The following is a 22,767-nucleotide window of genomic DNA, read 5'->3' as shown; positions in this document are numbered from 1 at the left end:
CGCGATGAAATAAAAAATTTGTCTAGATATGAAATAAGAAGGCGAAACAGCTTATTCAGAGAAATAAGTCATCTTAATGTATAAGATTGGACTTCCAGGGACATCATGTAATTATCGACACCACAAATGTCGTAGACAACCGCGGAGCAGGCTTACGTTTCCCCATAAGCTCTTCGTCCGGTTTCTCCTCTCCCATGAAAGGGGCCCTCGAAAGAGGGCCCCGAATTTATGTTTAACGGTATTATAAGCACGAAAAGACTACCTTTCGGCAGCCTTTTCAGCAACAACTATTTCACAAATCTTCCGATAAACTCAGAAACTACGCTCTCATACTTAACCGGATCCATGCGGAAAGCTTCTCCGTGACCCGCATTAGGAACGATGTAAAGCTCCTTCTCGACCGGACTATTTTCATATACCGTATGAACCATTTCCGTAGGAACAAAAGTATCATTATCGCCATGAATAAACAGAGTTGGCGTTTTAGATTTCTTCACCTGTTCTAAGGCCGAGGCTTCACCAAAGGAATAACCTGCCCGGATCTTTGTTAGCATACTGGTCGTATTTACAATTGGAAAGGCGGGGAGATGGTACATTCTTTTTAATTGAAAGGTAAGCTCGTCCCTTACTGAGGTATAGCCGCAATCTTCCACAATTGCTTTAACATTAGCTGGTAAATCCTCACCGCTTGTCATCATTACGGTAGCTCCCCCCATGGAAACACCGTGCAGTATGATCTGTGTATCCTCACCGTTTGCTTTCAGAACGTTCTGTATCCACTTCAGGTAATCCTTACGTTCTGGCCATCCAAATCCGATATAGTCACCCTCACTTTCTCCATGTCCTCTGGCATCCGGCAGCAAAATATTATATCCAAGTCTCTCATAATACATTCTGGCATAACCGCTCATTTGAGTTGCATTTCCAGCATAGCCATGAGCAATAATCACTGTCTTATCGGAATGTTCAGGAGCAGCTAAATAGTACGCTTTAAGCTGTATTCCGTCATCAGAATTCATTTCCCATCTATCAAAGCTCTGGGTATCCCACCACTCTTGGTCTGCCTTCGAGGTATCTTTAGATTGTTCTACCTCTGGACTGGACTGCAGGTCAGGGCTTTCATTTAAGAAGTCCTTTGAAGCACGTGCAATAGCAACATGATAGAAATAAAAGCTTCCCACAGTTACAACAATGATTAAAAGTACAATAACAGAAGAAATTCCGATCATCATTTTTTTCTTCAAACTAGCTCTCTCCTAAATAAAATTTAACAGTATTAATCTATGTTATCAGATTAAGATAACATGTATATTTGAATATTCAAAATCAAAGTATTGTAAACTCATGTTATTCACTACGTGATTAGTATTCTTTTAACTTATTATTTCATATTACCTTAATGGACAAAATATCTACAAAAAAAAAGCCCCAAGTCGGCAAAATGCCAACATGGAGCTCTGCTATTTTAGTGATTTAGAATATGCATGCGCTTGTAATAATTACTAATAAGATGAACAAAACTAAGATTGCGCCTGTAGAAGTAAAAGCACCACCAACATGACCATATTCAGCACCCATGAGAAGACCTCCTCCGTATTTAGAATACATCATAAGATATGTAATGATCCCCTTAGAAGATTGGGCGTTCAGTTAAAAAAAAAGACCTCTACTGGGCTACCAGCGAGGTTAAAGGCTCTACAATTAATCAGAAACTAAAATACCATCAAAGCTTTCTGGGCCCACACGTACTGTACCGAGAAGATTAGAAGAAACAAATGCTGTATAAGTGAGCTGAGGTGTGATGGCTGGTAAGAAATCCGCTGCTGAAAAGGTTATTACTTGCGGAGCCAATATACTAAGAGCAAAAGTTGAAGTAGCAGAATACACTTTTGGATCAGTAGCCAAGGTTCCTCTTACAATCGTAATTGTGATGCCCACTAACGCTAGCGGAAGCGTCACTGATATCGTTCCTTTAAGGAGAACACGTGGATTGGTAGTCACTCCAGCCGTTAACAACCCAATCTGTCCAAAAAGCTGCGGCGTGTTAAGTACCGTAATAGGAATAGATATAGAGTTGGCGAGGCTGGCATTTTGAGATGTTCTAGCATCAAGGTAAGTTCCCATCGTTGCACCCCCTTTATAAATTGGCATACCATAATATATTAGTGTTCTCGATAGCATGCATAGCCACATTACCAGTGTAAAACGATTGTTTTATAAAACTCATAGGCAAGATCTATTTATCATCTTTTTTCGTCCCCTCCCTTTTATTAAAAGCTAGTTCAAACAAACCGGTCGCTGATAGTCCCGCAAGCCCCCCCGCCCAGAGTCTCAGAATCAGATTCATATCAGTGAACGGGTAGGCAACTGCTCCAACCAGCAAGCCAATAGCCAACCCCACTACTGGCACAATGTTCCGCGGAAGTTCAATGCTATTCTTCACAAGTTGTACAAGTGCCATTACAAAAACAGCTAGGACTGAAGCAAAGGCAAGCACACTGTTGAGAGCATCGTTATACATGTTTTTTAATCCTCCTTATTTCATTTTTTACTTCCTGTTACAAGTAAACCTGCACGGTTCAGCACCGTTAATATGCGATAGAAATCGTAACTGCCACCCGATGGAGTATCGAGAAGTCCTGCCGCAGTCGCTGCTTTCACAGCCGCCTCAGCCCATGCAGGGACATTCATGACTGCCCGATTTCCAATGAATGTCACCCGATCCGTAAGCTTATTAATCGACTGCCCCTGTTCTTGCACACCTGTTTTCAGCGTATCCCTGCTATCTGTAAGAGCTGCTATAAGAGCACGCAGTTCCTTTACTTCCGATTCTAGACTAACAAGCTTTTGCTTATCCTCTGCTGACATCTCATCATCTCCTCCCATGGATTTGTCGTCATATTGATACAGATTATAGGTATTCATAATTTGAATCAGCTTAGCTGCATAGTTCGGATCAGTAGCGTAACCAGCTGCGGCAATCTCTTGTGCGGCCACCTTGCCACTCGCACCGAGAACCTTGCTGTAAAGGTTGCGATTCCATGAGACTCCATTCACAATCAAGTCGGAATGATCCGCGATAGATTCTCCCCAGTTGTTATAGGCTCGAAAAGGGGAATTCACTTTAACAGCTTTACCGTTAATATATTCGGTAGTCTGTACAGTAATGCTGCCAGCAGGTCCACTTCCTTTGATCCCAAACAAATTATTCGCTTTCACAGTCAATCCACTGCTGCCCCAGCCTGACTCCAGAGCCGCTTGAGCAATGGTTAACGAAGCAGGAACCTTAGTGAGCTGCATGTCCTTTACAGCAAAATTCGCAATCTTCGCTATAAACTCGCCTTCTGTCATCTCATCACATCCTCTCCGTTTATTAAATGCGAGGCATCATAAAATGACTGTGCTTATCCCCTTCTAACATTGTGTTTTTACTAGATTCGAATCCAACTCGGCAACAAAAAAAAGCCATCCCATTACCCATGAAATGACTGCTGGAGTAGCCTCAATGATCTGAACATCTAACTTCCTAATTACATCTCATTCGCTTACGAATCATCTATCGGACTCAGCTGACCTTATACGCAGCGTTAGCTCACTTTTTGGATATTAACGGACACCACAGCCGCAATTGGCACCAAAAACACTCAATAACAGGCTCTTCATATAGAATAATGTCTCTGAGGTCCGAAAGCACGCTCAAAAGGTTAAAAACATGCTAATAACGTCATCCGGGTCCTTAAGCTTCAGTGGACTGAATATGACTCGGCGGTGTAAAAACAGCCAAACAACGATCCAAAAAAAAGGAGTAGTAGTTCTCCTAATATTAGAGAACTACTACTCCTTTGTCTTTCATGACATCGACCACTGCTATCCACTATGACGTGGAGCGTCTATGTAAAATGGAGGGGTGCACTTCTCGGTAGCTCAAGCGGTGCCTTAGGTCCTGCATAATGCATCCTCAACTCCTTTCACCCGGACAATATGTAATTATTAGTAAATCTAGCTTGTGAATCCCGTAGAATTAGCGTAATATATAGTAATAATTTACTATATAGGAGGGTCTAACAGACTATGCCTTCATATTATTTTAAAGAAGTATGGACACCCTTACGCTGGGTAGGTATAAAGTTTTTTCGTGATGATGATGGATTCTTATGGATTAAAAGGTGGGCAAAACCCAGAAAACGGTTACGTTAACGCATACTATTACATATGCCATAATACATAGGTTCAGCAGTTAGAATACTCATAATAATCTGCACTGCCCCCCCCTCCGCTTCAAGCATTGATTTGCTAGCGGAGGTCTTTATGATCCACGCTAGCAACTGATGCGTCCGTTTACTAATTCCCTACTTTTGCCCCAAATGAACGTGCCAAGAGTACCGCCTGTTCAATATCCATCCGCACTCCCTGCAGATCCAGACTCTTTAAATCAATTCCTTCAACAATCGCTTCCCGCATATCCGCTCCCTTAAGTTTGCATTGAGACAATTGTACACGGCTCAAATCCGCTCCGCGCAAGTCACTTTTTTGCAAATTACAGCCCATTAAATCCGCTTCTGTAAATCGAATCCCTCGCAGATCCTGTCTGCTTAGATTAGTATGTCTTAGGTTCGTGTACGACCAGTCCCCTCCGAGTAGGGAGATCCCGTCCAAATATGCATTTGAGAAATCCGATCCTACCATCTTGCAATCTTCAAATTTAGATACAAACAGGTTCGCTCCCGTAAATTTACAATTGGTAAACGCTGAACCTTTATGGTGAGACGCATTAAGCATGGCTCCAGTAAAATCACAATCAATAAATCGGCAGCCAATAGAGTTCATCTCTTCCATAGAAGTGCCTTTGAAGGAGCATTGCTCGAATGTGCAGTTATTTAACTCACCATCCTGCAAGCTTCCTTGATCAAAATTGTGATTACGGAACGTTTCATTAAGGTATTGGTACATATAAATCTCATCACCTTCGTTAGTATTAAAAAAATTAATTCTTAATTAAAAATAGCACTTTAGTAGATTGTTCTCAACATTCCCTTTCGATATAATAGCAAATAAACAATGGGGAGGAAAATTATGGATGTGTCCAGCAGGAAAGAACCATTCCGTTATGTTATGAACCATCCGCTTGAATGCTGGATTGAAGTTCCGCTTAACAATTCCGGTCCAGGTGCTGGAAAGTTAACAGAGGCTGTATTACTCGATCTTAGCCGTTCGGGTTGTAAGGTACGTACTCCTTTGAATCTTCGATTCACTGCAAGAGATACTAGGCTTATTATTCATCTTCAATTAAATGAAGAGAAGCTTCAGCTCTTATGCAGCGTCCGGTGGGGTTGGATGTTTGGGCTTGGCCAATATCAATATGGAGTTAAATTCCGCTTGGACGAAAATGAGGAAGAACGCCTAATAAGAGAGCTTGAAACATGGACCGCCACCCTTCGGGTTGAAGGTCTATAGAACTTACCCTAACAGATGCCCTTCACTTAGAAGGACGTCTTTTTTTTGCACAAAAACGAAGACAAAGCTAAATCGCCCTGTCTCCGTTCTAAAAACTATTCCGCCAAGTTGTGGCTAGATATCCACTCTTTTATTAACGAGCTTGATGATGACCGCTATAAGAAGAACTGCTATCACCGCTTCAAACAGAAGAGGAGCTAGATTCAAATGACCCTGTATAAGCTGTATCCCATTTGCGGTATCCATCTCATCTATGACCTCGAACTGGAATACACTTTCCCAAGCAGTGAAGTTACTTTTGAAAATAAAATACTCCAAATAGAATATTCCATTCTGTAACAAATACGCAGTGGCCAGCCCAATCCATACTCGCCCCTTAAATTTCACACTTCGTGCAACCGTAATGGAGACCATCAAGGTAAGCATGATATAACCGGCAAACCAATACGCCTGCAAGAGAACTAACAATCCCACTGTCCAGAAATTCTCCGGAAGAAATGAGGAGGGATACATTGAAAGATACACGCCAAAATGGATCAAAGCTATTAAAATAATACCCAGCATTAGGGCTAAATAGAGCACTAACGGAGAAAGGACTGTGTTCAGGGTTCTTACGGGCACTAGGCGACGATTATAGGAATTTATATTGTTAAAAAAGGTTTTTGCTGCCATGACAAGAAAGATCAGTCCTGCAATAACATAAGCTATTCCGTTCAAAGTAAACCGTTCATAGTCATGCAGTTTGGTAAATCCTAACCCAATCTGCGCCAGAATTATGATTACAAAAACTGCAAGAAACTTATCCCTATCCCGTCTAAAATCATACTTCACTAGCTTTAGCATTCTGCGTACACCTCTCTGAACAGTTCGTCAATACTTTTGCCATGGCGTAGCCGAATATCCTCTACCGCAGTATGCATCAGAATTTCTCCTTCTTTTATAAAAATCACATCATCAAAGATCCGCTCAATATCCGATACTAAATGGGTTGATAAGAGAATGGTACTGTCCTCTTCATAAAACTCTACTAACGCGTTAAGAATTTTTGTTCTAGCTACCGGATCCACACCACCAATGGGTTCATCCAGCAAATAAAGGCTAGCTCGGCGTGATAGGGCAAGTGTAAGCTGTAAACGTTCGTTCATCCCTTTGGACAGGTCCTTTACCTTATCTTGCGCTCTTAGTTTCATAAACTCCAACATTCGCGAGGCTTTAGACTGATCAAAATCCGGATAGAAGTCAGTTTGGAATTTCAGAGCATCAGAAACACTCATCCAGGATTCTGTAAGCGGCTTATCAGGCATAAACGACACCACCGCTTTACTTTCTGTTCCTACAGAACCCCCAATGACGGATACACGACCAGAGGTAGGTTGTGTCAGTCCAGCGATGATTTTCATAAGTGTACTTTTGCCGCTGCCGTTACTGCCCAGCAGTCCTGTGATCTTACCCGCACTCAAATTAAATGATACTTTGTGGAGGGCATGCTTGGATCTATATTTTTTTGTAACTTCATGAACCTCAAGTATATTTCCCAACTTGTTTATCCCCCTATTCTTTATCCTTGTTACGGATATTCTCCGCAACCGCCTCTAAAATATCTTCGCCTTGAAAGCCAAGATCCTGCATACCACGAATGAACCGATCTAGCACATCTTTGGCCATTTCTTTTTTGATGGTCAGGATAGTACCTTCATTACTTGTGACGTATCTTCCCATTCCACGCCGGGTTTCCACGATTTCTTCACGCTCCAGTTCCTGAAAAGTTCTTTGCACCGTATTCGGATTAATCTGCAGTTCACTGGCAAGTTCTCGTACTGAGAGTATTTTATCTCCCGGTTTCAGCTTGCCTGTGACGATTTCACCTTTGATGTAATTCATGATCTGTATATAAATCGGCAGGTTGTTATCGAATTCGATTGTCATGATTAAGCAACATCCCTTCGTCTAAAGACGGAGAAACCTACGAGAAGAAAGACAGCTGTGTATAAGACAAGCATCACGATAGAAAAGGTCAGTGTCATTCCAGGCATAGGTGCTCCTCCACCTTCATAAGCAGATAAATTTAAGTTTGGAAACAGAACATATTTGTAAAAATCACGAGAAATAATCAATTTGTCTATCATTAACGCAAACATAGTAGCCCCTATCGTTACTCCCGTTGAAGTGGTCAATATCCCCAGCATAAAAGCAAGTGTTCCATACACAACCGTACTAACGAGATTATACAATAGGTTTGTAAGCATCTCACTCATACCCGCTTCTCCACCACTTAGTCCAAACCACAAAGCTCCTGTTCCAAAAACGGCTATACCTCCGATGACAGTCAAAGTCAAAGCATACAACAGTACAACCACATATTTGGATGCGAGGATTGCTGTACGGCTTCTGGCGCGGATAAGCAGGAACTTGATGGTTCCTTGACTATACTCTTTTGAGACAATACCTGCTGTTCCGATAATCGCAAGAATTGTAATCACTTGCCCAATCCCTTGGGAAAGCAGCATCATTGCTGAAAAATCATAAGCTGATTCAAACAGGCCAGGTGAGACAGAATGAACTATATAACCTAACAGCAGGGATAATAGAATTAATATCAGATATGGCATAAAAAATGTGCGTTTTTTTGAGAGCTTGAGCCATTCATTCACAATCAGATTATTAAAGTTACGCAATGCGGTTTCCTCCTGTCCATTTCAAGAAATCTTCCTCAAGACTTTGTTTATTCTCCGTAATCCGAAAAATCCCCACACCTTCATCACTAAAAGTAGATACAAGCTCCGGTACTCTGCTATCAAGCAGACTTACTGTCACTTCAGATCGCGCGCTATCCATAGAGATCAATTCTGCATAATCCAAGCGCTCCAAGATATTTATAGCGGATTCGATTGATCCTACACGGATGGTGAGCTTCACTTGTGCGGTTGCTTCCTGCTCCTCACCAATCGTAGTTACGGTCACCAGCTTACCATTCTGGATCACAATAGCCCGATGGCATATTTGTTCAATTTCAATAAGTAAATGGCTGGAAATCAGAATAGAAATGCCTTCCACTTCGGCGATGGTACGCATATAATCACGCATTTCCCGTATTCCGGCCGGATCAAGTCCGTTCGTAGGCTCATCTAAAATCAATAACTTCGGCCGATTGAGAAGCGCCTGAGCAATCCCAAGACGTTGGCGCATCCCCAGCGAATAAGCCTTTACTTTTTTATTCATCGCTTCTTGAAGTCCTACCAGTTCAACAACCTCATCTATTCTGCCAGCCTCAATGTTATCCGTCATTCTTTGGTACTGCTTCAGATTATCAAGTCCAGTCATATAGGGATAAAACTCTGGATTTTCAATTATCGCACCGATATGGCCAATCGCCTGCTTAAAATCCTTTTTCACACTGTGGCCTTGGATAATCACATCGCCTTCGCTCATCCGTATTAGACCCGTCATCATTCGAATCGTTGTGGTCTTTCCTGCACCGTTTGGACCTAACAATCCAACAATTTCACCCTTACGGATATCAAATGTCAGCTTATCCACAATCGGTCTTCCTTTGATGATCTTACTTACCTCATTCATTTGCAGAACGATTGAATCTTGCATTTCTACACCACTCCCCTGTTTCATGCGAATCCTCCCTGCCAACTAATGTTTTGATCATTCTGTATATTGTGTCAGTGTCATAGTTAAATAGTACACTAATATATTGTTGGAGTAAAGTCCAAAATAATAAATTCATGCAAATAAGGGCTTTCTATTAGACTATCAGCCAAGCCAAAAATTTATATGAACATAGATTAGATAACAAAGGAGGAATTACAAATGAAAAAAGAAGTTCACATTTCTCAGACTTTCCCTCGCTTGACCGTGTACGATGAAGAAAACTTCAATGGACGCCGTAGAGTATATACTGGCAACCTGGGTATTCGTAATACGGAGAACATCCTCGATGGTATTGAGAGCCTTCGGTTCTTCTCTACTAGCAGCAATGCTACACTGGTACTTTTTACAAGAACAAGGTTTAGAGGAAATTTCCGTGTTCTTCGCGGGAACCGCAACATTAGGGATCTGGATGATTTCATTTCAGGCAATGACGTGGAATCCATTATTTCTACTAACCAACGCCTAACCCTCGAACAAATCCGTAATATCCGCAGCAGCGGTAACTTGCCTTCGGGATATCGTTTGATCTAACAACTGCTTACAACAAAAAGAAGTAATCCGGAGCCTAACGCCCAGTTCACTCCTTTTTCCAGTCGAAAATACCGCATTCATTTATGGTAAATCTGGCGGCGAGTTGTCGAAAACGACAGTTCGTCAATCGAACTTGGAGGGATTAACCATGATTACAAAAAAAGTAACATCTGTAATATATCCTAGGCTAAGAGTGTTTAGTGAGGAGAACTTTCGGGGGCTTCGCAGAACTCTTCGCGGCAACCTGGGCATTGCAGATATAGATTCAGTCCTTACAGGAATAGAAAGCTTGCGCTTCTTCTCCACAAATCCGAACGCTACGCTTGTGTTATTCGATCGTTCTGCCTTCCGCGATAATTTCGTCATTTTGCGTGGCAACCGCAGCATCCGCGAACTGGACGACTTTCTGCGAAGAGGAGATGTCGAATCGCTCATTTCAAGCAATCAACGGCTGACCCCGGCGCAGGTTCGCACCATTCAACGTACCGGCAGCTTGCCATCAGGATATCGTTTGATCTAATTCAATGAGGACGCAGTTTAAGCCATAAGCTTAAGGTGCGCCCTCTTTTATTTTCCGCTATAATGACTCCATACATATTAAACAGGAAAGAAGGCTACTTTATGGAACCGATCGTTTCTACTCGATGGCTGCTTGCTCGGTTATACGAGCCTGAACTTGTTATAGTCGATTGCCGTTTTTTACTCACGGATCCGGAAGCTGGGCGTAAAGCCTATACAGAAGATCATATTCCCGGAGCAGTTTATCTACATCTGGAAGAACAGCTCTCCGCTCCAGTAAGCGCACATGGCGGACGCCACCCCCTACCAGAAATCTCGAAGCTAACCACCGTTCTTAGCAAGGTTGGCATTAACAGAGATAGCATTGTCGTTGCTTATGATGATCAAGGTGGTGCTTACGCTTCCCGTTTATGGTGGATGCTCAGTTATTTAGGGCATGAACGTGTGTATGTAATGGATGAAGGCTACTCTGCTTGGAAAAATGGTAAGTTTCCCGTCAGTGATCATCAAGCGGTTAGGATTCCTAGCCAGTATGAAGCAGATGTTCAGAAGAAGATGCTTGTTAGCATGGAAGATGTGCAAAATGTAGTTAACGACGGTGGCGCACTATTGATGGATTCCCGCGAGTCCCGCCGCTATGAAGGACTTGAAGAACCCATTGATCCGAAGGCAGGTCATATTCCCGGAGCGATCAATAAGTTCTGGAAGGATGTACTGGATGAGCAAGGGCGCTGGAAATCAACTGAGGTGCTGAAAGAGCATTATGAAGGAATTAATCCTGAGCAAGAAATTATCGTGTACTGTGGTTCAGGTGTAAGTGCCTGCCCGAATGTGCTCGCGCTCGGAAAAGCTGGGTATAGGAATGTGAAATTGTATGCGGGTAGTTGGAGTGATTGGATTTCATATGAGGAGAATCCGGTGGCTACTGGAGGAGAGTAAAATACAAGAGCCCGCGTCCGACGCGGGCTCTTGTATTTATGAGTAACTCCGATAGATAGCTAAAATCAACAAATCAAAACTCAAGTCAACAGTTAGCTAACTTTAACTACGTCTTTTATGCTGTTTAGATCGGTCAAATCCTTTCCCAATGCGCTTTCTAGCTGATTATTCCCTCTGTTTACTCCTTTTCAATGTTTGGAGAAATTATTCTAAAAATCGCTGATCCGCAGCTGATTCTCCGCGTCCAACAGCTCGAATTGATTTCGATTAAACCGGATCAGCCCGTCCTGTGCCATTCGCTGCAGCTCTCTGGACAAGGCGCTGCGGTCAACAGTCAAATAATCAGCCAGGTCGCTGCGGGTAAACGGAATTTCAAAACAGGCGGAATTGTTTTTTTTGGTCTGGAGGGCCAAATAATGCAGGATACGGTCCCGCAGCGATTTGTGGGAGACCAGATCCAGCTTTTGATAGATAGACCGGTTGTTCTCAAGCAGCAGGGCCAACATATTCTCAATGATCCGTCCCCTTAAATGGCAAGTGTCCTGGCCGGGCCGGACGATTTTATTTATTTTGATAAACAAAATCCGGCATTCCGATCCCGCCACCGCTTCATAGCCGCTGTGCTCTTGAACAAGGCGAAGCGCCGTTTCGCCAAAAATTTCTCCATCCCCGAGTTCCGAGAAAATAAATCTCATGCCTGAGATATTATCTTTGCACAGCAAAACATTGCCATGGATAATAATGCCCACCGAATCCAGAATATCGTCTTTTCTAAAAACAACCTCCTTCCGCGCAAAATCCTTGATTGTGCCCTGCAGGCAGCTCAGTGCTTGCTGCACCTCCCGGTCCGCGAATCCCTTAAACAAAGTGGTGCTCTGTATCCTGCTCAGATATTTCTGCAATTTTCTCAGCCTCCTGTTGCCATGGCAACAGAGTCATGATGAATACTCTGCTACAATAAAATAAATGAGAATAATTCTCATTAGTCATTCTCATTATATCAAATTGCAGGAATCATTCAATCAAGCAATTTGGAAATAATCAAAATACTGTACTTTGAACAGGGGGATCGTATGAGTGGAATTACAGCAGGCAAGGTATTTTTCTTAACAGATATGATCAGCGTCAAGCCGCACCGGATTGCGAGCCGAACGCTGTCATTGCCCATAGCTGCAGCCGAAACAGCGGCACAACCGGAATGGGTATTGTATGCCATGGATCAGGAGGAGACTATCAGTTCGGAGACCTCCCCCAAATCTAAAATCATCCATGTGCTGGAAGGCGAGCTTCATCTGCTGGTGGCGGAAGAGCCCTATCAATTGACATCCGGCGCATCCGTTATCGTCCCAGCGGGCACTTGGCATGATTATTCCGCCCACAGCAGCTGCAAATTTTTGCAAATCAGTATATAAAACGGAGGTATTCAAAATGGAAACAGGTTTATTTATTAAAAAACTGCCGCAATCCGCAGTCATAGATTTGAAAGACATCATCACAATAGAGGAACAGCAGGTTTCCAGTCTGACCCTTGTACAGCGGCCAAATCTGGCAATGACCTTGCTTTCGCTGGATAAAGGCTCGTCGATTGGGGGCCATTCTTCCCCGGGCGATGCCATGGTCAACATTTTGTCCGGGCAAGCGGAAATTACAATTGGAGAAGACAACTACACAGTTCATGCCGGGGAGACCCTAGTTATGCCGGCCAATATTCCGCATGCCCTATACGCAACAGAGGCGTTTCAGATGCTTCTGGTTGTAGTCAAGCCGGATAAGTAATGGGGTGAATGCGATGAAAAAGGAAGTAGGCCATAATTTTTTGGCGCGGCTGGGAAAAAAACGTTTGCGGCCCGGCGGCGTTGCAGCAACCAACTGGCTGATCCAGCAAGCCAATCTGAGTACGGACAGCCAGGTTTTGGAGGTAGCCTGCAATATGTGCACCACCTCCATTCAACTGGCCGGGAAATACCACTGTCAAATTACCGGCATTGATATGGACCCGCGGGCGCTGGAAAAAGCAAACCGAAATATTAAAAATGCCAATCTGGAAAACTATATCCATGTCCGGCAAGGCAATGCGATGAAGCTCCCTTTTGAGAATGAGAGCTTTGACGTTATCATTAATGAAGCCATGCTCACGATGCTTAACCAGCCTGCGAAGGAAAAGGCAGTCGCCGAATACTATCGGGTACTAAAGCCTGGCGGCATTCTGCTAACACATGATATTACCTTTGCCAAGGAAAATATGGAAGAACATCTAGCCGAGCTTCGCCGCACCATTCACATCAATGTCGAGCCGCTGTCTGTTGGGCATTGGGCGGGATTGTTCCACTCCGCAGGCTTTAAGCAAGTAGACAATGCTACCGGTCCCATGTCCTTAATGAGTATCAATGGACTCATTCGCGATGAAGGGGTTATCGGGGCGCTGCGTATTGTGAAAAACGGGCTCAAGAAAGAGAACCGGGAACAGTTCAAAAAGATGTATACCTTTTTTAATACGACGGGTAAAGATCTGAATTATATTGCCGTTTGCAGCAGCAAAAAATAGTTGGGCGCAGGCCTATCATGTCTTATGATAGGTTTTTATTTTCACTGTAATTGAGAATAATTATCAATAAAATTCATCAACATTACCATCTAGCTGTCAAAATAACCGCTTGAAAGGAACTCACGATGAAAGCTAAATCTGTTTATGCCCTGTGCCTCAGTTTACTGTTAAGTTTATTTTTTATGTTAAGTGCCTGTTCGCAACAAAAAAATGAAAATTCGCCCAAATCCGCCGCTCCCTCCGCTGGCCCGGCAGAAATACTGAATATCACGGTCGGCGGCCCTCCTTCTCCGCCTTCTCTGCCTATTCTGAGGCTAATTGAATCCAAGGCGTTGGGAGAATCGGTCAACATCGAGTTCAAAACCTGGGAGTCCATCGACACGCTGACCGCGCTGGCTAAGGACAATCAAGTAAGCTTCTTAGCTCTGCCGCTGAACAATGCCGTCGTGATGTATAACAAGGGAATGGATCTTTCCTTGATGAATGTGAATACCTGGTCAGTGATGAGCATGATTACAACAGATCCGTCCATCCAGAGCTGGGCGGATCTTAAAGGAAAAACGCTGTATGTGCCTATGAAATCCTCGCCTGTCGATTATATTACGCAGACCTTTTTGAAGCATAACGGACTGGAGCCAGGGAAAGACATCACATTGCATTACACCCAGCTGGCTGAAGGAGCTCAGCTGTTGTTATCCGGCAAGGCCTCCACAATTGTGAGCATTCAGCCGCAAATTACCGCGATACAAATGAAAAATGATCAGGTGCGCTCGATCGTGGATTACAAAAAGGAATGGCAGCAGGTTACCAAATTAAACACCGATCTGCCCAACGCCGGACTCGCAACCAAGCAGTCAGTAATTGCCAGCCAGCCGGAACTGGTCGCCCGCTTCCAGGAAGAATATCAAAAAGCGCTGCAATGGACGCTGGACAACCCCAAAGAGGCGGCTCAGTTGGCCAACAAGTATTTCAAGCTGGATGCCGGTGTGGTTGAGAAAGCGATTCCGCATATGGCGCTGGATTTCGCCTCCGCTTCCGAGAGCAAAGAGGTTCTGTCAACGTATTACCAGACGCTGATGAATTACAGCAAGGACAGCATTGGAGGCAAGCTTCCCGATGAAAAGTTCTATTATCAGCCTAAGTAAAAAAGCCATATCCCTGTTGGGCATTGCCTTGCTGTGGCAGCTTGGAGCTATGCAGATGGACCCTTTTGTCCTGCCTGGCCCGCTGGAGACGATGCGCACGGTCCTGAGCTATTTCGGTGATCCGGAATTTTATTATGCAGTTTATCGCACGCTGCTCAAGCTGCTGATCGGCATGGTCTGCGTTCTGCTGCTGGGCGGCTGTCTGGGGCTGCTGCTTGGACTTTATCCGCGTTGGAAGCCTTATCTGGAACCTGTCATCGATATAATGCAATCCGTGCCGCCGATCGCCTGGCTGGGCATCGCGATCATTTGGTTTGGGCTTACGGATCTGCCTGCAATTTTTATTATCGTGTTGTCCACTACACCGGTTTTGGTGGTCAATCTGTACGAGGGATTTGCGGCGATCGATGGCAAATTGATGCGGATGGCCAAGGTCTATCATGTGCCCGGCAATAAGATTCTCCGGCATATTATATTGCCTTCGCTCAAAAGCTATCTGAAATCGGGCATGATCACCTCAGCGGGACTGGGCTGGAAGCTGGCCGTAATGGCGGAGCTGTTGACCTCCGTCGACGGGATCGGCAGCCTGCTGTCCGATGCCAGAACAAATCTGGAGACCGATCGCGTGTTTGCCCTGGCATTGTTTATGGCTATTTTCTGGAATGTGATCAAATCTTGCATTACATTTCTGTTCCGCAGCAGGGTAAGCCTGCCGACGCATTTGAATAAATAAGGGTGGGGCTTATGCTTATTACACTACAAGAAGTTTCCAAGCACTATTCGGGAGTTCCTGTCCTGGAAAAAATCAGTCTTAAAATCCAGATGCCAAAAATAATTTGCATTCTAGGCCCTTCAGGTGCGGGAAAGACAACGTTGCTGAATATCCTGTCACAGTCCGAAAGCGCCGATTCCGGCAGGGTCACTGTGCATCCAGAGCTAAAGCTGTCCTATGTCTTTCAAGAGGATTGTTTGCTGCCGTGGTCTACAGTTGGTGAGAATATCAGCTTTGTTAAGGAGGCTTCTCCGACCTCTGCATCGGAAATCGAAGCATTTTTGGAAGAGGTCGGGCTTGCTGCCTACAAGAATCATTATCCTCATCAGCTGTCAGGAGGCATGCGGCAGCGCTGCTCCATTGCCCGCGCTTTTTATCACGGCGGAAATATGCTGCTGATGGACGAGCCTTTTCACTCCCTGGACTATCATCTGCGGTTTGATTTAGTTCAGAAATTAATCGCATTGTGGGAGCGCAAGAAATGCGCCATCGTTTTTGTTACGCATGATATTGATGAAGCCCTGCTGTTGGGGGATGAAATTATGATCTTGTCCCGACATCCGGGCAGGATTGTAAAAATTATTGAAATTGATACTCCACAGCGCAGCCGTTCGCTGAAAGAGCTGAGCCTGCTGAAGATTCGCGCCGAAATTCTGGAGCAGCTGCTGACGGCACAGTAATTGCCTGAATGATGCAGAGCATTTCAAAAACAGGTAAATAGAAAACGCGAGTCTGGGCGGCATTGCCCTGAACTCGCGTTTTTGTGCTAAGTGATTCGGTTATGTATTTCTAGCGCCTATTTTGCCGGGTATCGTTTCAACTGCTGCTCAAACACGGTATTATAGTAAAATTTTCGCGGATAGGTATCCTCCTTCAACACCTTGTAAAGCACGGATTGACCTTCTTCATAACGGACCGCAAATTCACATTCATCATAAAAACGCCGGGACAGCTCACGGATATTGTCTTTCTCGGACGAACAGCGCCATCCGAAATAAATCATGTCTAGCTGGTCCAGCGGATCACGGTAAGTGTCGAGGACAATACAAGCGTTTGGTTGCTCTGGATTGCTGTAAACGAGCACATGTCCGGTGTGAACAGGGTTGGCAAAAAAATGTTCATAAATCTCAGCAACGGGTACTGTAATACCCAATTGATCCATGATGATCTGAAAATTCGGGTGCGGAATATAGGTATCACTCTGCTCATCCGGGTACTCCACCAATTCTGTAATGGATGCCATGACCCCAAATTCATACTTCATATAAACATCCTTCCTGTTGATTGCTTGAAAAATATCCCTATGCTTGCTATGATAACAAAATTATTAGGATGAGAGGCGATTTTCATGAAAAAAAAGCTGCGTTCTATCACGCTCAGGGAACTGGAATACAGCTATATATTGGGCATGAGAATCCATGACGAACGGAGTCTGCTTGAATTAAAGATTTATCATAAAAATGTAAAGCTCCACCCCCTCCGCATCCAACTCCTAACATGGGATGATCCTATTGCCGGTTGTCCGCTAAATACAGGCTATCTGCTGCAAAACCATAAAAAGGGTTTTGAAGATGTCTATAATCTAAATCATCCACAGCGTATCCGCGAATGGATCGAATATGGAACGGCTAAAGGCTGGGACGGCACCCGGACAATAGAGATCATAAATGGATTGGATGCTATGCAGGAAATGGGCTATGATATTACTTCATTGCGCACCTCTATATAATCAGTCGAAAACCTGTTCCAGTGCTTGCGGATAATAAGGGCTGATAATTTTATAGGCATTCAAGTGAGGATTGCTTAAATCATTATCATAAATGATCATATGCTGTCTGCTTTTTAAAATAATATCAAATCGTTGCTTGCAGTCAGCCTGAACTATCGTAATATAATAACTGAAGTTTTTGTCAGAACTGACATTTCGGGCCGATTTCATTAATTGAACATGAGAGAAATCAGCAAAAATCCGCTCAATAACAGCAGGATCAGTAATAATGATGTCTTTCTTTTCACCGGGAACTGAAGACAATCGCGAGATTTCTAGAGAGGCGATTTCTTCCAAACGGATGGTATTGGCTACGATTCGTTTAAACGAAGTATAGCGGCTTGCTGTATAGGCCATCAAAGAGACACCTACCCCTGTCAGAAGCGCACCGACAAGCATATATTTTCTATTTTTATCCATTTCCCCATTCCTCCCAGTAATACGATTAAGTAAACTACAATTATAAAACTATATAGACACCGGTGCAAATTCAGAAACATAAAGTTCAAACGGTACAAAAGGGCGGTGAGCTCCTAATCCTCAAGCTCGTCCAGCTTCGCTTCCAATTCAGCCAGCTTACGATTCGCTTGATCCAATATTTCTTGAAGCTCTGCAGCTTCTGCTCGTTTTATTTCTTTTTTAACGGCCTTAATCTGCTGCTCCAAATAAAGAATATCGGCTTCATTTCCTGAGTTGTTCCAGATCTGTGAGTAAGTCATAGTCAGCCTCCGTTTATCTATGTCGACGATTCAATCATAACCCGCATTCCACTTCTTCAGATTAATCGATGCTACTCTTGGAGTCTAGCTAATCAACAAAAAACAATAACCGATTACTATTCTATATTCAACCCTCTTTACTTTATAAACAAAATAAAGAAGCAGCGAGTTCCTCCTCTGCTTCTTTGTTGCGGATTAACCTGAGATCTCATTTATTTAGCCAGCAGTTTAGGGAACTCATCCAGCAGCATGCTGCTGGTCAACATATCGTCATAATTCCATTTAGTCTCCACAAAAGTAACTTTTCCGCTCTTTACAGCAGGGAGCGAGCTCCACAACGCAGTTTTCATTAACTCATTAAAGGAATTTTCCGCATCAGCATTGGCCGGATAGATGACAAACAAATGGTCACCAATAAGCATCTTATGCATTAGCTCAGGGGAGACCTCAATATAGGGTGCACCTTCTGCCGGCTCGATTTCCTTCACTGCCTCGGACATTTTGTAGCCCTGCGGCTGATACAGCAGTGCAGGAATACCACCAGTTTTCATCAAATACATTGTCTTGTTCCAATAATAAATCAGCACTACCGCTGTTTCTCCTTCGGCAAGTTTGCCTTCCTGATGCAATCCGCTCCACATATTCTCGGCCTTGCGATTATATTCGGACAACAGTTGCTCTGCTTCAGCCTTTTTACCCACTATCTCACCAATGACAGGCAGACGCTCAGACAAGGGTTTACTCTGGTCAAATACAACAGTAGGTGATATTTTGGACACTTCTTCATATTGTTTGTCCATCACATAACCCAGCATTGTCAAATCCGGTTCCAGATCCAAAACAAGTTCCAGATTTGTAGGAAATCCAATATCCTGTGCCGGGGTTGTCTCCTTATCCAAATAGACTGATTCTTCAATAAACCGGCGGTCGACACCGACCGGCTGAATCCCGAGTGCCAGCAGGTCTCCGATCGAATTACCTTGCAGCACAATCCGCTGTGGACGCTCTGGAATATCAACCTCATGCCCCTGACTGTCTTTATATACTCTTGTAGATTTTGAATTGGCGGCTGAGTCCGGTGGACTTGTCTCTGTTTGCACAGAGGATACCGGACTAGGGCCAGCATTCACAGAATTAACAGGACTGTTCCCTGAAGAACAAGCACTAAGCATTAAAACCAGACATAACAGCATCGCTGCTCCCATTGACATTTTTGTATTTCTAACCATCGGTAAATCCCCTTTTCTTCTATATTGATAATGATTATCATGATCATTAACAATATAACTTGGCTCAGCCCATCCTGCATTAGACAATCTTAGCCTGATTTTAGGACGATCTGATCCTTTGGCAGAGCCTAGGGCCAATGACTTAAAATTACCCGGAGTCACACCGGTTGTTTTCTTGAAAATACGGATGAAATAGGACAGGTCCGTGTACCCCACTCCGGCGGCAACCTCCTGCAATGATGCATCGGTATTTAGCAGCAGTTCCTGCGCCTTATCTATTCGCGTCCGAATAAGAAAATCAATCAGACTGGTACCCGTCTTGCTTTTGAACTGCTTCGCCACATAGGCCACACTATAATTAAGCTGCTCTGCAATAGAGGATAAGGTAATAGGCTGACTGTAATATTCTCGTATGTATCGAACTGCTTGCTCCACCAGATCCGGCTTGACGGGATAGACTCCATATGCCTGTCTCTGCCGCTCAACTTCGTAGACAAATTGATAAAGCATTGCTTTGATCTGAATCCGTTCAAGTGAACTTGAGTCCAGCCATTTCCGGTGCATCTCCTTTACTTGAGACAGCAAAGCCACTGGAGCATTCGGAGCAAATTCATATTGTTTTTGAAAAGGACTGTTTCTTTCAAAAAGTCTGCGTACACCTGATCCGGACGTTAGCGAAAGCGAGGCTTTATAGAAAATAAAATAAAACTCCATTTCCTCCCTGACCCAATCGATATCCAGTTGCCCTCCCTTTCCGCTGTGTAGGATATGAAAACGTTCTGCAGCATGTTTATTTCCATTGAGCCGAAAAACCGCGTTGCCGCGAACCATATATAAAAAACCTGCAGCCGGGAACCTATAGGAGGTCAGCTTGTCTCCTGCCTTGAACAACATATGGCGAATATCAATCAGCCGGATATGTGCATAATCCCAGAGCATCAAATTATCATCAGCATTTAAAATCTTTACTCGCCTCCTTCCTATCGGAAGTATAATTGATAATCATTATCAACCGCAAGAGCTGGAAGCAATCTACAAACAAGAAGTCTGATAAAGGCAGTTAAGCATCACCTAAAAAAACAACAATTCGCCTCTAATCAGTAGCTGCAATGTGCCAAGCTACAGGCTAATTGTTAAGATCTCCCTCTCCCCCCACCATCTTGAAATCCCGCACCAGTCAAGGATTTATCCTGTGCATCATCCATTTTAATTTAATTTTTTCATTCTCAAAATTACTATTTCGAAAATCTCACTATCTTCCGATATGTTCTTATGAGCTATTTGCTCAGAGACAACTTGGGGGAGATGGTAGCATGTTACAACAACTAAAAAAAAGGCGGTTTGGTTCATCAAGCATAGCAAATACTTTGTCCATTGTACTTTTAGTTATTATTGTTGTCGTCTTCTCAATCTTGGGAACCTTTATGTTTTCCAGCACTCGCAGCATACTTGTGAAACAACAAGAATCTATGCTTCAGACCAAAACACAGGCACTTGTCAGTCAATTTGATGCACTATTTAAGGAAAAGGGTTCACTGGTCAAGCAAATGTCAACGAATAACTTATTCAAACAATACATCGAAACCACCGAAGCTCCTGAAATGGCCACAACTTCTCCGCATGCCGCTGAGGTAGCAAAGACACTAGCTGCCATTGTAAAGGTGGAACCCACTTTTGCAGATGCATGGATTGCTAGTACTGCCGGCAAAGGTTTTTATATCCTCAACAATGGTACGACATCAGATGCTGCTTTTAACATTAAAGAACGGCCGTATTATAAGCCAGCAGTCGAAGCAGACGGCCTGTACTACTCCGATCCTTATATTGACATCACTACAGGCGATATGCTGATGGGTATTTTCTATCCGATAAAAAATGACAACAATACATTAATCGGTTTTGTCGCGGTTGATATAGCGTCTAAAAATATCCCGGAGTTAATGGAAAGCTATAAGCTAGGCAGCACAGGTTATTCCATTCTCGCCTCCAAAACAGGTGATATTCTGTATCACCCAGACCAGTCTAAGGTCACAAAGGAAAAGATTAATGAGCTGCCAGGTGATCTTGGGGGAATCGGCAAGAAAATGATCACTGGTGAATCCGGCGTACATCTGATTAATGACAACGGAGAACGCCGTTACATCGGCTATGCTACAAGTAAAGATACCGGCTGGTCCGTAGGTTTAACTATTTCAGAGCGGGAAGTGCTCTCCGAATTAAAAAAGTTCACCTGGATTACGATTGGCGGGTTTGTTGCAGCGGCGATTCTGCTCGTTCTATTTTCGTATATCACGCTCCGTTATCTGCTCAGATCCATACCGAAGCTGCTTACCAAAATCAAACGGGTGGAAAATGGGGATTTGACGGTTCAATTTGATGCCTATTCCAACAACGAAATTGGACAAATCTCCAACGGAATATTCAACATGGTCCAGAAAATTCAAGGGATGCTCCAAATAGTGGGTACCTCCGCTCAGGTATTAAACCAGTCCTCAAAGGATCTGCAATCTATTTCTTCCCGTACAGCTATAACGATGAACGATACAGCCACAGCCATTAATGAGATTGCGAATGCAACCAACTATCAGTCGATCGAAACGGATACGATTTTGCAAAAAACCGGATCATTATCTGGTCAAATTGACGAAATCGCTAATGATGCCATAGCCATAGAGACGATGGTGCAGGCTTCTGCCGACCAGAGCGAACTGGGGTTGGGTGTATTAGATCAGTTATCAAAATGGGCAGAAGAAAATCATAACTCCACTCATTCGATATCGTCTGCCATCCATGATATTGATCAAAGCCGTCATGAAATTTCGAGCATCGTGGACACGGTACATCAAATCGCTACGCAAACCAATCTGCTGGCGCTAAATGCTTCCATAGAAGCAGCACGTGCGGGAGAACAGGGACGCGGATTTGCCGTTGTTGCCGGAGAGGTTCGCAAGTTGGCGGAGCAGACTGCACAGGCTACACAGGAGATTGGCAGAAAGGTTCATGAAATCGAAGAGAAAACTAGAGCATCTGTGGAATACACAGCCCAAGGACTTGAAATTGCCGAAGAAAATGCAAAATCCGTGCAGGCTACGAAACAGGTATTCTTTAGCATCAATAGCGATTTGGAGGCTTTAAGATTACGTATGATTCAAATCAGCAGCAACACCTCCAAAGTCCATAAACACAAAGATGAAATCCTACAGGCACTCGAAATCATTTCTTCAACTACAGAAGAGAATTCCGCTTCAACGGAAGAAGTTAGCGCAAGTACGCAGGAACAATTGGACAGCATTGAACAGGTTGCCGAACTGTCCCTGCAGCTCAATCAGTTGTCCAAAAAGCTTCAGAACGAATTAAACCAGTTCCAGGTCGAATAGTCCTTTAGTCATCCGTAATTTTCACAGTCGTAAGACTGTCCTCCCTTCTAGAAAAATTAAGCAGCCAGTGCATGCCGATAATCTATCGGCGCGTACTGGCTGCTTTTAG

General features: G+C 43.8%; 28 protein-coding genes. 12 read left to right on the top strand and 16 right to left on the bottom strand.

Annotation, left to right across the window (positions count from 1 at the left end):
• Nucleotides 1-287: 287 nt before the first annotated feature.
• The 6 genes from MHI51_RS13590 to MHI51_RS13565 form a co-directional block, all read right to left on the bottom strand.
• Entirely contained in the window at nt 288-1,244 is a 957-nt protein-coding gene (locus MHI51_RS13590; protein WP_076217769.1) for an alpha/beta hydrolase, read from the bottom strand.
• A gap of 229 nt (nt 1,245-1,473) precedes the next feature.
• The gene (locus MHI51_RS13585; protein ID WP_111503812.1) at nt 1,474-1,578 is read right to left on the bottom strand and encodes a sporulation protein YjcZ; all 105 of its coding nucleotides are present in this window, start codon (nt 1,576-1,578) and stop codon (nt 1,474-1,476) included.
• Between the two features lie 123 nt (nt 1,579-1,701).
• Complete coding sequence (locus MHI51_RS13580; RefSeq protein WP_076126105.1) at nt 1,702-2,124, bottom strand: hypothetical protein; 423 nt, start codon at nt 2,122-2,124, stop codon at nt 1,702-1,704.
• 112 nt (nt 2,125-2,236) lie between these two features.
• Nucleotides 2,237-2,521 (bottom strand): holin, encoded by a 285-nt coding sequence (locus tag MHI51_RS13575; protein ID WP_076126104.1) that lies wholly within the window; start codon nt 2,519-2,521, stop codon nt 2,237-2,239.
• Nucleotides 2,522-2,541: 20 nt separating this feature from the next.
• Nucleotides 2,542-3,351, bottom strand: coding sequence for a glycoside hydrolase family 73 protein (locus MHI51_RS13570; RefSeq protein WP_339248498.1), 810 nt, complete (start codon nt 3,349-3,351; stop codon nt 2,542-2,544).
• 990 nt (nt 3,352-4,341) lie between these two features.
• Entirely contained in the window at nt 4,342-4,950 is a 609-nt protein-coding gene (locus tag MHI51_RS13565; RefSeq protein WP_076126101.1) for a pentapeptide repeat-containing protein, read from the bottom strand.
• A 123-nt stretch (nt 4,951-5,073) separates the two neighbouring features.
• Between MHI51_RS13565 and MHI51_RS13560 the strand changes: the two genes are divergently transcribed.
• Nucleotides 5,074-5,454, top strand: a complete 381-nt coding sequence (locus tag MHI51_RS13560) for a PilZ domain-containing protein (RefSeq protein ID WP_076126099.1) — start codon at nt 5,074-5,076, stop codon at nt 5,452-5,454.
• A gap of 114 nt (nt 5,455-5,568) precedes the next feature.
• On the opposite strand, the gene MHI51_RS13555 is transcribed toward MHI51_RS13560, so the two are convergent.
• From MHI51_RS13555 to MHI51_RS13535, 5 genes are read right to left on the bottom strand one after another with little or no spacing between them, the layout of a single operon-like run.
• On the bottom strand, nt 5,569-6,297 hold the full coding sequence (locus tag MHI51_RS13555) for a hypothetical protein (protein ID WP_076217771.1): 729 nt from the start codon (nt 6,295-6,297) through the stop codon (nt 5,569-5,571).
• A complete protein-coding gene (locus MHI51_RS13550) occupies nt 6,291-6,992 on the bottom strand; it encodes an ABC transporter ATP-binding protein (protein WP_076217772.1) in 702 nt (233 codons plus the stop codon). The genes MHI51_RS13555 and MHI51_RS13550 overlap by 7 nt, the downstream gene beginning before the upstream one ends.
• 13 nt (nt 6,993-7,005) lie before the next feature.
• Entirely contained in the window at nt 7,006-7,380 is a 375-nt protein-coding gene (locus MHI51_RS13545; protein ID WP_076217773.1) for a GntR family transcriptional regulator, read from the bottom strand.
• A 2-nt stretch (nt 7,381-7,382) separates the two neighbouring features.
• Nucleotides 7,383-8,129: an ABC transporter permease gene (locus MHI51_RS13540; RefSeq protein WP_076126091.1), complete on the bottom strand. Its 747-nt coding sequence runs from the start codon at nt 8,127-8,129 to the stop codon at nt 7,383-7,385.
• On the bottom strand, nt 8,122-9,078 hold the full coding sequence (locus MHI51_RS13535; RefSeq protein WP_081398131.1) for an ABC transporter ATP-binding protein: 957 nt from the start codon (nt 9,076-9,078) through the stop codon (nt 8,122-8,124). The genes MHI51_RS13540 and MHI51_RS13535 overlap by 8 nt, the downstream gene beginning before the upstream one ends.
• Nucleotides 9,079-9,273: 195 nt before the next feature.
• Between MHI51_RS13535 and MHI51_RS13530 the strand changes: the two genes are divergently transcribed.
• The 3 genes from MHI51_RS13530 (at nt 9,274) to MHI51_RS13520 (ending at nt 11,103) form a co-directional block, all read left to right on the top strand.
• Nucleotides 9,274-9,645, top strand: coding sequence for a hypothetical protein (locus MHI51_RS13530; protein ID WP_076217774.1), 372 nt, complete (start codon nt 9,274-9,276; stop codon nt 9,643-9,645).
• Nucleotides 9,646-9,793: 148 nt separating this feature from the next.
• Complete coding sequence (locus MHI51_RS13525; RefSeq protein WP_076126088.1) at nt 9,794-10,165, top strand: hypothetical protein; 372 nt, start codon at nt 9,794-9,796, stop codon at nt 10,163-10,165.
• A gap of 101 nt (nt 10,166-10,266) precedes the next feature.
• Nucleotides 10,267-11,103 carry a sulfurtransferase gene (locus tag MHI51_RS13520; RefSeq protein WP_076275794.1) on the top strand — a complete coding sequence of 279 codons (837 nt, stop codon included), beginning with the start codon at nt 10,267-10,269 and terminating at the stop codon, nt 11,101-11,103.
• Nucleotides 11,104-11,312: 209 nt separating this feature from the next.
• On the opposite strand, the gene MHI51_RS13515 is transcribed toward MHI51_RS13520, so the two are convergent.
• Nucleotides 11,313-12,005, bottom strand: a complete 693-nt coding sequence (locus tag MHI51_RS13515; protein ID WP_076126085.1) for a Crp/Fnr family transcriptional regulator — start codon at nt 12,003-12,005, stop codon at nt 11,313-11,315.
• Nucleotides 12,006-12,176: 171 nt separating this feature from the next.
• Between MHI51_RS13515 and MHI51_RS13510 the strand changes: the two genes are divergently transcribed.
• From MHI51_RS13510 to MHI51_RS13485, 6 genes are all read left to right on the top strand, one after another.
• Nucleotides 12,177-12,515 (top strand): cupin domain-containing protein, encoded by a 339-nt coding sequence (locus MHI51_RS13510; RefSeq protein WP_341002292.1) that lies wholly within the window; start codon nt 12,177-12,179, stop codon nt 12,513-12,515.
• A 16-nt stretch (nt 12,516-12,531) separates the two neighbouring features.
• Nucleotides 12,532-12,879 (top strand): cupin domain-containing protein, encoded by a 348-nt coding sequence (locus MHI51_RS13505; protein ID WP_076275796.1) that lies wholly within the window; start codon nt 12,532-12,534, stop codon nt 12,877-12,879.
• Nucleotides 12,880-12,892: 13 nt separating this feature from the next.
• On the top strand, nt 12,893-13,648 hold the full coding sequence (locus MHI51_RS13500) for a class I SAM-dependent methyltransferase (protein WP_076275797.1): 756 nt from the start codon (nt 12,893-12,895) through the stop codon (nt 13,646-13,648).
• Nucleotides 13,649-13,773: 125 nt separating this feature from the next.
• Nucleotides 13,774-14,793, top strand: coding sequence for an ABC transporter substrate-binding protein (locus MHI51_RS13495; RefSeq protein ID WP_076275798.1), 1,020 nt, complete (start codon nt 13,774-13,776; stop codon nt 14,791-14,793).
• Nucleotides 14,765-15,526, top strand: a complete 762-nt coding sequence (locus tag MHI51_RS13490; protein WP_076275799.1) for an ABC transporter permease — start codon at nt 14,765-14,767, stop codon at nt 15,524-15,526. The genes MHI51_RS13495 and MHI51_RS13490 overlap by 29 nt, the downstream gene beginning before the upstream one ends.
• Before the next feature lie 11 nt (nt 15,527-15,537).
• Nucleotides 15,538-16,245, top strand: coding sequence for an ABC transporter ATP-binding protein (locus tag MHI51_RS13485; RefSeq protein ID WP_076275800.1), 708 nt, complete (start codon nt 15,538-15,540; stop codon nt 16,243-16,245).
• Between the two features lie 116 nt (nt 16,246-16,361).
• Here the strand turns inward: MHI51_RS13485 and MHI51_RS13480 are convergent, their stop codons facing one another.
• The gene (locus tag MHI51_RS13480) at nt 16,362-16,829 is read right to left on the bottom strand and encodes a hypothetical protein (protein ID WP_076126071.1); all 468 of its coding nucleotides are present in this window, start codon (nt 16,827-16,829) and stop codon (nt 16,362-16,364) included.
• An 84-nt stretch (nt 16,830-16,913) separates the two neighbouring features.
• Here MHI51_RS13480 and MHI51_RS13475 point away from each other — a divergent pair, with 84 nt between their 5' ends.
• Nucleotides 16,914-17,294, top strand: coding sequence for a hypothetical protein (locus MHI51_RS13475; RefSeq protein ID WP_076126069.1), 381 nt, complete (start codon nt 16,914-16,916; stop codon nt 17,292-17,294).
• Here the strand turns inward: MHI51_RS13475 and MHI51_RS13470 are convergent, their stop codons facing one another.
• The 3 genes from MHI51_RS13470 to MHI51_RS13460 all read right to left on the bottom strand — a co-directional run bounded on the left by MHI51_RS13470 (nt 17,295) and on the right by MHI51_RS13460 (nt 20,220).
• On the bottom strand, nt 17,295-17,753 hold the full coding sequence (locus MHI51_RS13470) for a hypothetical protein (protein WP_076126068.1): 459 nt from the start codon (nt 17,751-17,753) through the stop codon (nt 17,295-17,297).
• Nucleotides 17,754-17,866: 113 nt separating this feature from the next.
• Complete coding sequence (locus MHI51_RS13465; protein ID WP_076126066.1) at nt 17,867-18,052, bottom strand: hypothetical protein; 186 nt, start codon at nt 18,050-18,052, stop codon at nt 17,867-17,869.
• A gap of 212 nt (nt 18,053-18,264) precedes the next feature.
• The gene (locus tag MHI51_RS13460; RefSeq protein ID WP_405173950.1) at nt 18,265-20,220 is read right to left on the bottom strand and encodes a helix-turn-helix domain-containing protein; all 1,956 of its coding nucleotides are present in this window, start codon (nt 20,218-20,220) and stop codon (nt 18,265-18,267) included.
• 374 nt (nt 20,221-20,594) lie between these two features.
• Between MHI51_RS13460 and MHI51_RS13455 the strand changes: the two genes are divergently transcribed.
• The gene (locus MHI51_RS13455; RefSeq protein ID WP_076217781.1) at nt 20,595-22,658 is read left to right on the top strand and encodes a methyl-accepting chemotaxis protein; all 2,064 of its coding nucleotides are present in this window, start codon (nt 20,595-20,597) and stop codon (nt 22,656-22,658) included.
• Nucleotides 22,659-22,767: the final 109 nt, after the last annotated feature.

The sequence above is a fragment of the Paenibacillus sp. FSL H8-0260 genome (assembly GCF_045040625.1).
Taxonomy (GTDB): Bacteria; Bacillota; Bacilli; order Paenibacillales; family Paenibacillaceae; genus Paenibacillus_AQ; species Paenibacillus_AQ odorifer.
The sequence above is the reverse complement of the archived record's forward strand: the minus strand, read 5'-3'. Positions and strand labels throughout refer to the sequence as shown.